The 12,835-nt window shown below is 34.9% G+C and carries 12 protein-coding genes and 1 pseudogene; 7 read left to right on the top strand and 6 right to left on the bottom strand.

What is annotated here, in order from left to right; all coding sequences use genetic code 11:
• Positions 1-359: 359 nt before the first annotated feature.
• A complete protein-coding gene (locus tag AC2G3J_RS08720) occupies positions 360-485 on the bottom strand; it encodes a hypothetical protein (RefSeq protein WP_004821939.1) in 126 nt (41 codons plus the stop codon).
• 210 nt (positions 486-695) lie between these two features.
• Here AC2G3J_RS08720 and AC2G3J_RS08715 point away from each other — a divergent pair, with 210 nt between their 5' ends.
• On the top strand, positions 696-1,160 hold the full coding sequence (locus tag AC2G3J_RS08715) for a DoxX family protein (RefSeq protein ID WP_419327309.1): 465 nt from the start codon (positions 696-698) through the stop codon (positions 1,158-1,160).
• A 93-nt stretch (positions 1,161-1,253) separates the two neighbouring features.
• On the opposite strand, the gene AC2G3J_RS08710 is transcribed toward AC2G3J_RS08715, so the two are convergent.
• Positions 1,254-1,655: a hypothetical protein gene (locus AC2G3J_RS08710; protein ID WP_419327310.1), complete on the bottom strand. Its 402-nt coding sequence runs from the start codon at positions 1,653-1,655 to the stop codon at positions 1,254-1,256.
• Between the two features lie 493 nt (positions 1,656-2,148).
• On the opposite strand from AC2G3J_RS08710, the gene xseA reads away from it, so the two are divergent.
• Both xseA and xseB read left to right on the top strand, forming a co-directional pair.
• On the top strand, positions 2,149-3,411 hold the full coding sequence (gene xseA / locus AC2G3J_RS08705; RefSeq protein ID WP_419327311.1) for an exodeoxyribonuclease VII large subunit: 1,263 nt from the start codon (positions 2,149-2,151) through the stop codon (positions 3,409-3,411).
• On the top strand, positions 3,404-3,598 hold the full coding sequence (gene xseB / locus AC2G3J_RS08700) for an exodeoxyribonuclease VII small subunit (protein ID WP_034615548.1): 195 nt from the start codon (positions 3,404-3,406) through the stop codon (positions 3,596-3,598). Before xseA ends, xseB begins: the two co-directional genes overlap by 8 nt.
• A 107-nt stretch (positions 3,599-3,705) precedes the next feature.
• Here the strand turns inward: xseB and pepN are convergent, their stop codons facing one another.
• Positions 3,706-6,315: an aminopeptidase N gene (pepN, locus tag AC2G3J_RS08695; protein WP_483770957.1), complete on the bottom strand. Its 2,610-nt coding sequence runs from the start codon at positions 6,313-6,315 to the stop codon at positions 3,706-3,708.
• A 303-nt stretch (positions 6,316-6,618) separates the two neighbouring features.
• Here pepN and AC2G3J_RS08690 point away from each other — a divergent pair, with 303 nt between their 5' ends.
• From AC2G3J_RS08690 to dsbG, 4 genes are all read left to right on the top strand, one after another.
• On the top strand, positions 6,619-7,050 hold the full coding sequence (locus AC2G3J_RS08690; RefSeq protein ID WP_419327313.1) for a hypothetical protein: 432 nt from the start codon (positions 6,619-6,621) through the stop codon (positions 7,048-7,050).
• Between the two features lie 68 nt (positions 7,051-7,118).
• A complete protein-coding gene (gene dsbD / locus AC2G3J_RS08685) occupies positions 7,119-9,152 on the top strand; it encodes a protein-disulfide reductase DsbD (protein WP_336950903.1) in 2,034 nt (677 codons plus the stop codon).
• A 10-nt stretch (positions 9,153-9,162) separates the two neighbouring features.
• Positions 9,163-9,993, top strand: coding sequence for a prolipoprotein diacylglyceryl transferase family protein (locus AC2G3J_RS08680; RefSeq protein WP_336950902.1), 831 nt, complete (start codon positions 9,163-9,165; stop codon positions 9,991-9,993).
• Between the two features lie 57 nt (positions 9,994-10,050).
• Positions 10,051-10,800, top strand: a complete 750-nt coding sequence (gene dsbG, locus AC2G3J_RS08675; protein WP_336950901.1) for a thiol:disulfide interchange protein DsbG — start codon at positions 10,051-10,053, stop codon at positions 10,798-10,800.
• Positions 10,801-10,941: 141 nt separating this feature from the next.
• Here dsbG and hpaR read toward each other — a convergent pair.
• The 3 genes and pseudogenes from hpaR to AC2G3J_RS08660 all read right to left on the bottom strand — a co-directional run bounded on the left by hpaR (position 10,942) and on the right by AC2G3J_RS08660 (position 12,791).
• Positions 10,942-11,370, bottom strand: a pseudogene (gene hpaR / locus AC2G3J_RS08670) (homoprotocatechuate degradation operon regulator HpaR).
• Positions 11,371-12,054: 684 nt separating this feature from the next.
• The gene (locus AC2G3J_RS08665; RefSeq protein ID WP_483770956.1) at positions 12,055-12,435 is read right to left on the bottom strand and encodes a hypothetical protein; all 381 of its coding nucleotides are present in this window, start codon (positions 12,433-12,435) and stop codon (positions 12,055-12,057) included.
• Between the two features lie 17 nt (positions 12,436-12,452).
• Positions 12,453-12,791, bottom strand: a complete 339-nt coding sequence (locus tag AC2G3J_RS08660) for an immunity protein Imm33 domain-containing protein (RefSeq protein WP_336950899.1) — start codon at positions 12,789-12,791, stop codon at positions 12,453-12,455.
• Positions 12,792-12,835 lie beyond the last annotated feature (44 nt).

Here is a 12,835-nt window from a genome sequence, read left to right as displayed (position 1 = left end):
CTGTCATTGCCGATTAGGACGAGGCAGTTTTATATCATTACAGAAAATTACTCGGCTATCATAGCTTATACCTCTAGTATGAATTCTTATAGAGAAAGCCTAAAAATTACATGAATTAGATATAAAATATCTAAATAAAACTTTGCTTTATAATTTAATAATCCTCCCACTTTTCGATATCTTTTAATTGTGAAATCGAGCCTAAAGAATCAAAGATCTATCTATAAAATATTTTTCTAATCTCAAACAAGACTTTATTTTTACAATAAAAAAACGCTTTAAGCGTCTTATCATAAACATGATTTCGATTTCGACCAATGCATCATATCAATCAGCCCACTGTATCAGTGGGCGTTGGATTAACTGTCCTTATCCACTGAATGTGGCGTTGTTGTTTGATCTTGCTTTTGTGTATCTGTATCTCTTTTTTGACACGCTGTTAAACCGATCAGCATAGCTAAACTTAAAATTGAAAAGATTTTCATAGTTCGCTCAATTTTGCTTAAAAAATATACCATATCAAAGTATGAACTTCATAATGTGTATTTTATGAAACTTAGGTAACATTTCGAACTGACTTGCAAAATTTTAAATCTGTATAAATGACAAATTATATACACTCACCAACAATGCTTACATTTAAAAAGTCTACTCAGATTATTAAGATATTTTTTAATTTTCAGAATTATAGACACATGCTTGGTTTTCTCTTTAAAAATCCATTTAATTCGCCAAAATTTAGTCAGTTCGCCTTAATATTAACCAGAGTTTCAATCGGTTTATTTTTCTTAACAACGGGTTATAACAAATTATTTGTAGAGAAAAATCAACAAATCATGTTGGAAACGATTGTTTCTGCTGGTATACCTTTTCCAGAAGTCACAGCTATCATTGTTTCTTTATTTGAATTTGCATTCGGGCTATTGCTAACCCTAGGATTATTTACTCAGTTAACCAGCCTTATATTGCTCTTTATTTGCTTTGTAGCACTCGTAACCGTTGGTATTTATACAATTCCACCGGGTCTTAATTTGATCACTTGGATAAGCTGGTTTTTTTATACCCATGATTTGCTTTATATTTTCATTTTACTTTTTATTTTTACAAACAAGCCAGATTCTTTCACGCTAGATAAACTTTTTTTCAAAAAATACTTTTAGAAATTACCCACTTTTTGGGGAAATGGGTTATTAAAATAATATATTAGTTGATTATGATGTATGAGAATTTATCTTTAAATGAAATTTTAAAATTTATTTATCTAAACAAGCATCTTCAATCAACTTACTACCCTGTGGAAATTTAGTCACAGTTCTATAAGTTTCAGTAAGATCTGCATTGTAATCATAATATCCTGAATATAAGAAAATTTTTCTAGCTTCGCAGTCGTGATAACCAATCATTTTGATATAAGTTTGAAGCTCATATTCTCTACCAAATATTATTCTCGTCACAATCACTTTATATTTAGGTTGATCCAAAGCTGTTTCTCGTTCTGCGATTAATTTATCATTTTCAGGATACCGAGTATGATCACGATCAAAATGTTCTTTGAATTTCTCTATATTTAATTTTTTATCAAAAATTGGCATTATTGGATCTGCATAACAAAGCTGTGATATCCATAAAATAAATAAAAAAAGGATTTTTTTCATAATTTATAATTTTTTGAATGCTCTATAAAAGAAGTTTAGTTTACATAAAATTAAAGCCCATCTATTGATGAGCTTTGAAGTTATTTGGTTTGTTTCGGGTCAATTTTATAACAATCGGTTCGCATTTTCGGTGAGAGTGCATTACTGTTAAGCATACTCATCCCATTCTGACTCTGATATCTAAAGCGATCATAATCACTCATTGTTGATGTAACGTTACTGACATCTGCTCCATATCCCATACAATGCGCATGATTACTTTCTAAATCATAGCTGGTACAAAATACCAATAAAAAAGCTAATAAATATTAATGATTTCACTTGTGTTTTTACTTTAAAGACTAAAAAATAATTTGGTTTAAGTAGATGTCGATAACGCCCATCAACATCATAAAAATATGCCATACCCGATGTATAAGATCAATATATCTTCACCGCCTTGAGCCACCATGTTATATACTATTTTAGATAAATTTACCGTAATTGCCTTTGTATGTCTGACTTACAGCTTTCCTTAAGCGAATACCTTGCAACTGTTCAAGAAGTTATACGTGTAACTTTTGATGAACCAATATGGGTAAAAGCTGAGATTAGAAATCTAAGCATCAAGGGCGGCCACTACTACTTAGAACTTGCAGAAAAGGAGGAAGATTCAGATAAAGTCATTGCCAGTTGTAAGGCAACAATCTGGAAATTCTCTGCTGCCAAAATGGTGTTAAAGTTTGAGCGTGAAAGTGGCATTGAACTCTCTCGTGATCTCAATGTACTGATTAAAGTGAAAGCTGTATTTAATCCCCAATATGGTTTTTCAGTCAATATTGAAGCAATAGATTCAAGTTATACCTTAGGTGATCTTGCACGGCGTTATCAACAAATTTTAGAGAGACTGACCAGCGAAGGTTTACTGAATAAAAATAAATTACTGCCTACCCCATTTGATATTGAGAATGTGCTCGTCATTGCTCCTGAAAATGCTGCTGGCTTGGGTGACTTTAAGAAAGATGCAGATGCTCTCGATCAAGCTGGCGTTTGTCATTTTGTCTATCATACAGCAACGTTTCAGGGCAACACTGCGGCTACAAGTATTTCTGAAGCTTTAGCAAATGGATTACGACAATGGGCGAAAGACCTCAACACCCCACCAGATCTTATTGTGATTATTCGTGGTGGAGGTGCAGTCAATGATCTGGCCTATCTGAATGATTACAATCTCGCTGCGCTACTTTGCAAACGCTCTGTTCCAATCTGGGTAGGTATAGGTCATGAAAAAGATAGAACCATTTTAGATGAAGTAGCGAACCGTTCTTTTGATACACCGAGTAAAGTGATTGCAGGGATTCGAAATCTAATCGTAGAGCGAACCCAAGATGTGCTAGATTCTCTACAGAAGATTAAACTGTTATCTCAACATCAAATCACTGCTTACCAAAGCCAAAATGATCAATACATCAAAGTCATTAAAACGCTTTCTCAAGGGCAGATCAATGAGGCAAATAAAAGCTTAGATTTGATGAAAGGTACTGTTCAGTATTTGGCACAGCAACTGATTAAATTGGCATCCAATCAAGTTGAATCACTCATGCGTGAAACGCTTTTGCAAAATCCACGTCATGTCATGGCCAAAGGTTATGCTATTGTCCGTAGTGATGGTAAAGCCATTCGTTCTATTCAACAAATTTCAACTGATCGCATCCAAGTAGAGTTACTGGATGGCACGATCAACGCAAATGTGACACAGGTATTAAGCAATGGCTAAACAAGATTTAACATTTAAAGAAGGTTATGACGTTCTAAAGAAAAATGCAGAATTATTAGAATCTCAAGAAGAACCTGATATTGATAATTTAATGAAGATTGTTGAAGAATCTATGTCTGCATATAAAGCCTGTAAGTCACGTGTAGATGCGGTGCAACAAGCTTTAAATGAGACTTTTAAGGAATAGATAAATAATAAATCTGAATGTTTAAGAACTTATAAATATGCTATTTCCCCTATAAAAATAAGAGAAATAGCATTACAAATATAATTAAATCAAAAAATTATAAGCCATTAAACACTTAACATACTATTTAAGGTTTCACTGACATTTTTTGATTTCACTTGAGATTTTAATCCATCAAGTGCGGCTTTTACTTCACTTCGTTGTGGCTCAGCTAATGTATACCAGCGGGTGAGGACTTGAAGTAAACGAGACCCAACAATTGGATTTTTCTCATCCAAATACTTCGCCAAATCGACAAAATACTGAACACCAAAACTCCATGCATTGACAGGATTGGCATTTAAACCACCACTTACTGAACGAATACGGTTAGGTGTACCTAAATCATAATCAGCATGTGAAGTTAAATACTGAATCGTTTCAGCGGTTGCTTTCGGATGCGCTGCTTGAATCATAAACCATTGATCTAATGACAATGCTTCATCCTTAAAGCGCTTATAGAAGTCCTCTAAGGCTGCTTTTGCTTGTGGAGCATCATTCCATACCAATACTTTAAGTGCGCCAAGTCGCTCAGACATATTCACAGAATTTTCATACTGTGCATAAGCCAAATCAAATACTGCGGTATCCCCCTGACGTGCCATAAAACTCAACATAATATTTTTCAGAGCACGAACACCCATTGCTTGTGAAAATTCATTTTGTGAATCTGGATCAAGTGATAAATATGTTTCTTTAACAAAGTCATCCAGTACTTTTGCCAATTGATTCAACAAAGCTTCACGTGCTTCATTTACAATCAAAGGATTATAATCTTGGTCGATACGACTACCCAAATAACCTTCACTTGGTACGTCAAATAAGCGTGATGCCAAGAGTGGATCTTTTTCAATTACACTTGGTAAGGTCTGTTTAATTGCCTCTACATAAATTTGAGCATCATGACCATTAAGCAAAATACGCTCAAGTAAAGTCTGTGTTGCTTGCCACTGATTAAAACCATTGGTTTCATATTGTAGCAAGAAGGCAAGTTCTTCATCTGAATAATTAAATTCAAGATTTACCGGTGCTGAGAAATTCCGTAATAAAGATGCTACAGGCTTTTCGGTCACGCCTGTAAATTCAATAGTCGCTTCTGTTTGATCAAACAAATACACCCCATCTTTTATCCCATTTTCAAATAAAGCCTCAGAATGTAAGGTGTACTGCTCACCTGTTTCTGCATTAAACAATGCTAAAGCCACAGGAATAGGTACAGCTTTTAAATTTGGATATTTAGGATGGGTTTTTAAACTTTGTTTAAAACTCAAACGATAAGTGTGAGCACTCTCATCATATTCACCTTTCGCTTCAAGCTTTGGCGTTCCTGGTTGGTTATACCAGATTAAAAATGCAGATAAATCGACACCTGAACCCGCAGTTAAAGCAGCAACCCAATCTTCAACAGTGACAGCTTGGCCATCATGGCGTTGAAAATATTCATCGGTTCCCTTACGGAATTTTTCCTTGCCCAATAAGGTTGACATCATGCGGTTAATTTCCGCACCTTTCTCATACACTGTCGCAGTATAGAAATTGTTGATTTCGACAAAATGATCTGGACGTGGCGGATGCGATAATGGGCCTGCATCTTCTGGGAATTGATGCGCTTTAAGAACCGCAACATCGTCAATACGTTGTACTGCTGCTGATTGTAGATCTTCTGAAAAAGACTGATCACGGAAAACCGTTAAGCCTTCTTTTAAACACAATTGGAACCAATCACGGCAAGTAATACGGTTACCTGTCCAGTTATGGAAATATTCATGAGCAATCACAGACTGTACACGCATGATTGCTGCATCAGTGGTATATTCTTCATCAGCAAGCACACATGATGTATTGAAAATATTTAAGCCTTTATTTTCCATTGCGCCCATATTGAACTGACTGGTTGCCACAATCATATAATTGTCTAGATCATATGCACGTCCATAGTGTTCTTCATCCCAACGCATAGAATGCTTTAACGCTTCCATCGCAATATGACATTTTGGGATATCTTTTTCTTCTGCATAAATTTCTAATGCCACATCACGACCTTCTGTAGTGGTATAACGGTCTTTTAAAACCGCTAAATCACCAATTACGCAGGCAAATAAATAAGCTGGTTTTTTGGTTGGATCTTCCCAAATGGTATAGTGGCGCTCATCACCAGTTTTACCAGCTTCAATCAAGTTCCCATTTGCCAAAAGCACAGGGTATTTGTTATCGGCTTCTACACGAGTGGTGAACACGGATAAGACATCTGGGCGATCAGGGTAGAAAGTGATTTTACGGAAACCTTCTGGCTCATTTTGAGTGACAAATAGATCACTCCCCGCAAGATATAATCCTTCGAGTTGTGTATTTGTTTCAGGATGAATGACTACAGATGTTTCAACGATCGATTCATCTGGCGCATTGGCAATCACCAACTGCTCAGAATCAAGCCTATATTCACTTTCAGTAAGTTTTTTACCATTAATAGAAATTGATTTAAGTTCAAGATCGCGTCCAAGCAATACCATATCTCCAGCTGCTTGACGTTTCATGACTAATTTGCTGTTTACGTTGGTATGGTCATCATAAACTTGGATATCGAGATTGATTGAATCTACAACATATGAAGGTTTTTGATAATCTTTTAAATATATAGTTTGATCTGCTTCAACTACTGGGTTTGCCGCGATATTCATATGATGTCCTAATCCTATTGTTGAGCTTCGACTTGTTATCGTGAGCTTGATCATCAATCAAATTTCACAAAGTGTCTGTTCTGTACTGTTGATTAATTTCTATATGGGTCTAGTTGAAATTAATTTCAATTGTTAGAATGCAAAAAACGTGCGAGATGGCCTATCTTTATACAACAATTTATCCTGTAAATCAGAAATGATGCTTATGAAAATTAATGCAATAAAAAGCAAACAAGATTTTTTAACATTTTTAGATAAACTCAAACAAGATCGTCTTGAAGATATTCAAGAATGGGAAAATATATGAAATCGCTTAGGCTATTTACAACGGTAATGTGTCTTCTCCCTTTGTCTGTTTATGCAAAGCAAACTGCCCCATATTTTTGCTTTAAGGAAAGTCAAAACAATAATATTCTGCTTATTTCTGAGGAAGAATTTCCAAAAGTCAAAACAGTAAAATATTATCCTTATATGAAAAAAATCTCGCTAAAATTTACTCACTATGATGCTGTTGATACAGCACAAGGTAGACCGAGTGAATTTCACAATTTCTATAAAGAAATAATCAATCAGAAAGAAACAGGAACTTATGAAATCGTTTATCAAGGTGCTGTGCTTTACAATGTCAATTACACCAGTAAAAAAACTAAGAAAATGACTCAATTCGACAGACTCTATCATGACGATGAACAAATTTTTCAAAAACTTAAGCAAAATGGAGTTGAATGTTTTTAACGATATTTTTACAAAGAAAAACTTAGAATTATGCCTTCTTTATCTGAAATTATGGATAATGGCTTTAAATGAAATCAAGATATGGAATTATGAAGTTGCGAACATTGCTCAGTGTATGTTGTTTTACTTTGTTGAGTCTAAGTACAATCAGCCACGCCAATCCTGAGTTTCTCCCACCAGATCAAGCTTTTCAATTCTCTGCCGAATCAATTTCAGAAAATAAAGCACAATTGAAATGGACAGTTGCACCTCACTATTACCTCTATCATGATCAGTTTAAAGTAACAATTAACAATAAAGCTGTACCTTTAAGTCTTCCCAAAGGTCATATCAAAGATGATCCAACTTTTGGGAAAACTGAAGTTCATTATGAAAATGTGACAACACAAATTCAGGTTAAACCTAATTCACAATATTTAGTGATGTATCAAGGTTGTTCTGCAGATGGCTTATGTTATCCATTACAAAGAAAAACCATTGCAACTGATGCAGATGGCTTATTACCGCAAAGTAATACATCTTCAAAACGCCTTTTCAATAACAATCCTACTAGCTCATTACTCAATCAGTCTGATACCGCAGTCGCAGCTCAAGATACAAAAATCAAAGAAAATGCTGAGACTAAAGTAAATTCAACTGTTGGAAAAACAGGTTTAGACAAAGTATTGGATGAACAAACCACTGAGCTGGGACAAAAAACTACTAATGAAGCAGACAACACTGTAAATCCAAACAATTTCAACGCTTCTGCTGCAAGTGGTAATGTCATTACAGATACTGAAAATTCTACTGGTTTACATAGTAATATTGGCACTAAAAACACTACATCGTCATTACAATGGAATGATGATCAATCATTCTTTAAGCTATTATCTAAAGACTCTCTGTTTTTAAACTTATTGGTATTCTTTGGTTTAGGTATTTTATTGGCTTTTTTGCCCTGCTCGCTTCCGCTTATTCCTATTCTCTCAGGGATCATCATTCAACGTGCTAAAGGTTATAAAGCTGTTGTGATTGCTTTGTGCTTTGTGATCAGTATGGCTGTAGTTTACGCGATTATGGGTGTTGTGGTGGCTGAAATTGGGTATAGCTTTCAACGTTGGTTCCAAAGCCCTTGGATTGTTTCGTTGTTTGCAGTTTTATTTGTTGTTCTGGCTTTAAATTTATTTGGTTTATATCAATTAAACTTACCACAATTTATTACCAATAAATTAAGTCATCTGCAAAATAATCAAAAAGCTGGGACAGTACTCGGTGCTGTGGTTATGGGTGCATTATCAGCGCTCATTGTTGGCCCATGTATGAGTGCCCCGCTTGCTGGCGCATTATTATTTGTTTCACAAACTCAAAGTGCTGTATTAGGTGGCTTGTACTTATTTATTCTAGGTCTAGGTATCGGTTTACCTTTATTTATTGCCAGTGTATTTGGTTCTAAATTATTACCAAAACCAGGTAAATGGATGGATCGGATTAAAGTCAGTTTCGGCTTTATTATGTTGATGGTTGCATTGTATTTCATTCGTCCAATGCTTCCTTCGACTGTGTACGCTGCAATTTTTGCCATGCTATGTATCGCATTGTCAATCTATCTCTTTTTTGCTCTACGCGACAGTGAAAAAATAGTCAATAAAGTTATTCTAGCCATCATCGCAATAGCCAGTTTAGTTGCTGGTTTTTGGAATATTCAACAAAGTTATTCTGCTTATCAAATTCAACATAGCCAAGCAGAACATTTAGTTTGGAATAAAGTGACCACCGCTGAACAATTAGAACTGGCATTGGTCAATGCAAAACAGCAAGACAAACCAATCATTATTGATGTCTATGCAGACTGGTGTGTGGCGTGTCAACCAATTGAAAAAGAAGTATTCCCGCGTACAGATGTACAAGATGCATTGAAAAACTTCACGCTCATCCAATTAGACTTAACGCAATACAACGCCTCGCAAGATATTATTTTAAAACAACGTGAAATTTTAGGTCCACCCACCATGTTGTTTTTAAATAGTAATGCGCAAGAAATCCGTGAATTGCGCTTTACTGGAACCTTCTCAGCACCACAACTTATTCAACAAACTGAAAAAATACACACAGGACGTTAAACAAACTTCCATGATCACTGCACAGGCAATTCATTTAGGACCGATTATGTTGCCATGGGGATTAACCATCCTCATGCTTGCGATACTGATGAGTGTGGTGATTGGAAAGTTTTGCTTTCAATATTTTGCTGTATCAAATTTACAATGGTCTGCGTTTAAAGACTCGATTTGGTCTGCATTCTTGGTTGGCCTGCTATCTGCACGACTTGGGTTTGTCTTACTTAACTTAGATGTTTATTTAGAGCATCCAGTTGAAATATGGAAGATTCAAGATAAAGGTTTTCATCTTTATGTGGGAATTGCTTGTGCTGGCCTGTGGATGATTTGGAAAAACAGATCTCTGAAGAAAAGCTTTATTGCACTATTTTTTGCGGCTTTTGCCCTGTTTTTCATTTCAGGTCAATATTTCTATCAACAAGTACAATTGCAATACCAACAATTTCCTCAAGTCAATTTAGTGAGTCTTCAACAAGAGCATGTTGAGCTGACTCAATTCCTCGGCAAACCCACAGTAATTAATCTTTGGGCCAGTTGGTGTCCGCCATGCAGACGTGAAATGCCAGTGTTGAATGATGCGCAACAACGATATCCCAATGTGCAATTTGTCTTTATTAATCAAAATGAAGATGCCAAAGCAGTGCAAACGTATTTGCAACAACACAAACTTAATTTGCATTGGGTTCTACTAGACTTTGACGGTGTAACGGCACATAAAATGGGAATGTTTGGCTTACCCAGCACCTTATTTTTTAATGCACAAGGCAAATTAATCGATACACATATGGGGGAACTTACCCATGCTGCGCTTCACCAAAAAGTTCAAAGGATAGTTTCAGAATAATGTATTTCATTGGTATTGATTGAAGAAATATTGCTTTTAACTTAAGGAGTCATATTGATGATTGATTTAAAAACACTCGGTATTTATTCGCTTGGTTTGGTGTTAAGTGGCTCTTTGTTTGCTGCTGATGCAAATTTCCTTAAAAATAAATTGGAAAAAGAAGGTTATAACTTTGTTAAGCAAATAAGTGCACCCGAAGGTTTAGAGGGTTGGACAGGTTATAAAGATGAATATCCATCTACGATATTTATTTCAAAAGATCAAAAGCACTATATCGTTGGTGATCTATTTAATGCTTCAGGTAAAAACTTAACTGAAGAAGCAATTAATACCCATGTTAAAGGTGCAGTATTAGATGAAATTTGGAAGAGCCTCGAAAAATCGACTTGGATTCAAGACGGCGATAGCAATGCTCCTAAAGTGGTTTATGTATTTAACGACCCAAACTGCCCCTACTGTCATACCTTTTGGCAACAAGCGCGTCCTTTTGTAGATTCAGGAAAAGTTCAATTACGACATATTATGGTTGGGGTAATTCGTCCAAGCAGTAAAGGACAAGCCGCAACGATTTTAAATCACACCAATCCTGCCGAAATTTTCAAACAATACAATTTAAGCAACGGTAAGAATAAATTGGTGGAAATGAAAAGTATTCCTAATGCATTATCTGAAAAGTTAGATGTAAATACCAAACTGATGGATAAATACGGCTTTTACGCTACCCCAGCAATGGTATGGAAAGATGCAAAAGGTGAAATTCAAAGCCAGCAAGGCGCACCGAAAGACATTAAAAAGTTATTTGATTAAGCAATGATAAAAAATGAGTGATTAAAACCCACTCATTTTTGATTAAAGTGTTTTGCATATTTAAAATGAATTGAGTGACATGCAGTTTTATTTTAATCCCTAAACCATTGTTTCACTTGCGATCTGATAATTTAAAATTTATCATGGTTTTATTTTCGAAAGATCATTTAACAATCCCATAAGTTGTTGGATATTCTCTGTACCATATTGCATTTGAATATCTATATAAATTTCTTCCATTTTATTCGCTTGCGTTTCAAAGTATTGTTTACCCTCTTCACTAAGCCGAATCAAACTCACCCGTTGATCATGGAGATTTTGCATTTCTTAATCAAGTTTCGATCAAGCATACGACTTAAGATTCCCGTTAAACTGGGCTTTGAAATACACACCAAATCAGCCAAATGGTTATTTTCAAGCTCATCATATTGATAAAGTACAGCAATCACCCGCCATTTCTGCTCAGTTAAAATCCATTTCATTTAATACTGATCTAAAATGAGTCATTGTTGCTTCTCGGGCTTGTAACAATGCTAAAGTAAACGATGGCGATAAACGGATAGATTTCATAAAAACCCTTTAAATAAAAAATTAACAGATAGATTAATCACTTGATTAATTAAAGAATTTATTCAATACATATCAGCAACGACATCACACTTTTACTGATAAATTTATACATATAAACCCATATTTTCTTTACTAGAAAGTGATAATAAAAAATATATACGGATCAGGATAACAGTCTCACAGTAACAACATCTGCTCAAAAATGAAAACATTGCCCCCTTAGATAAAATAAAAAATCAATAAAATCAAAAATTAAATTTACTTACATCATTCTAATATTTAAGAAAATTTTTAGCTTTGCTTAGAGTAATTAAACCTATTTGGCTTTATGCGCAATCTTGATTGCTCTTCTATTTTTTAAAATTCTGCTGAAAAGTGAACTCTTGTTTCCTTTTGATTTGAGTTGTCATATTTCTTTTAATTGGCTTGTAATCTTTTACGATCTTAGTGTGAATTCAAAGCCAGAACAAAACACACGCATTAAAAAACTCGCAATTAAGCGAGTTTAGGGTGCATCAGTCATATGATTGATGCTTAAAGCCAAACAAAATACAGACCAGGGAAAATCAAATCTTGTATTGCTTTAATGCGTCTATTATTGATCATTTTAAAAAAAACAACTTATCATTTTCAGCCAATTAAATATCATTTTTTGACTAAAATAAGGCTTAAATGACATTTTGCTTATTTCTTAATCGAACAAAATAGCTCAAGCGTCATTCCTGACTGCTCAATACTTTGCTTTTGTCGATCTAAATAATTGTTGGCAATCATTAACATCATATTGGCCGTATCGAGCTCTAAATTTTCTTTCGAAATTCTAGCAATCATTTGATAAGCATCTAAGCGCGAACAAAATGCTTTATGCTGTTCAGCTGCAGTGATCGTGCTCTGATCTTCATCCAAGATATGTTTGGTTACATTGACTTGATCAGTATAGGTTTGAATACGCTGATCATATTGTTCTTGAGTGAGTTTTTGCGTGGATTGCTCAGCAAAACTTGGGGTACTGAATACACTACTCAGAACAATACTGCAGAGGGTCAAAATAAATCTATAGATCATGCTTGAGCAAACCTTTTTTATAAAATATCTGCTTTCCATACATCTTCGTATTCATCAGCATCTATCATAAATCTAAAGCCTTCTTCTAAAGCAAGGTAAGGAATCGCATCAGGAAAAACCTCTTCAAGCTCTTTTACACTGATCACATCAAAAAAATCTTCACCCTCTTCCAACTCACCACCATAAATAAACCATGACACGTTTTCAGCATCTGGCTGTTTACGTAAACCCACGATCGGTTCTTTATTTAATGTTTGCTTAGCGATAGCCACGAGATCCGTTTCATTGACTTTGATATAGCGAGAGTCAAATTCTTCACACACTAATTTCTGTTCTTCTACAAAATCTTGCAACATGTACATTTCCGAGCGATTGGATTTTGTCAAATTGTAAGCTGACA

The sequence above is a fragment of the Acinetobacter legionensis genome, from assembly GCF_057165765.1.
The sequence above is the reverse complement of the archived record's forward strand: the minus strand, read 5'-3'. Positions and strand labels throughout refer to the sequence as shown.

Excerpts from the sequence above, each read along its gene's own strand:
- AC2G3J_RS08720 (WP_004821939.1), bottom strand. The coding sequence starts at position 485 with ATGAAAATCTTTTCAATTTTAAGTTTAGCTATGCTGATCGGTTTAACA.
- AC2G3J_RS08715 (WP_419327309.1), top strand. The coding sequence starts at position 696 with ATGCTTGGTTTTCTCTTTAAAAATCCATTTAATTCGCCAAAATTTAGT.
- AC2G3J_RS08710 (WP_419327310.1), bottom strand. The coding sequence starts at position 1,655 with ATGAAAAAAATCCTTTTTTTATTTATTTTATGGATATCACAGCTTTGT.
- xseA (WP_419327311.1), top strand. The coding sequence starts at position 2,149 with ATGTCTGACTTACAGCTTTCCTTAAGCGAATACCTTGCAACTGTTCAA.
- xseB (WP_034615548.1), top strand. The coding sequence starts at position 3,404 with ATGGCTAAACAAGATTTAACATTTAAAGAAGGTTATGACGTTCTAAAG.
- pepN (WP_483770957.1), bottom strand. The coding sequence starts at position 6,315 with ATGAATATCGCGGCAAACCCAGTAGTTGAAGCAGATCAAACTATATAT.
- AC2G3J_RS08690 (WP_419327313.1), top strand. The coding sequence starts at position 6,619 with ATGAAATCGCTTAGGCTATTTACAACGGTAATGTGTCTTCTCCCTTTG.
- dsbD (WP_336950903.1), top strand. The coding sequence starts at position 7,119 with ATGAAATCAAGATATGGAATTATGAAGTTGCGAACATTGCTCAGTGTA.
- AC2G3J_RS08680 (WP_336950902.1), top strand. The coding sequence starts at position 9,163 with ATGATCACTGCACAGGCAATTCATTTAGGACCGATTATGTTGCCATGG.
- dsbG (WP_336950901.1), top strand. The coding sequence starts at position 10,051 with ATGATTGATTTAAAAACACTCGGTATTTATTCGCTTGGTTTGGTGTTA.
- AC2G3J_RS08665 (WP_483770956.1), bottom strand. The coding sequence starts at position 12,435 with ATGATCTATAGATTTATTTTGACCCTCTGCAGTATTGTTCTGAGTAGT.
- AC2G3J_RS08660 (WP_336950899.1), bottom strand. The coding sequence starts at position 12,791 with ATGTTGCAAGATTTTGTAGAAGAACAGAAATTAGTGTGTGAAGAATTT.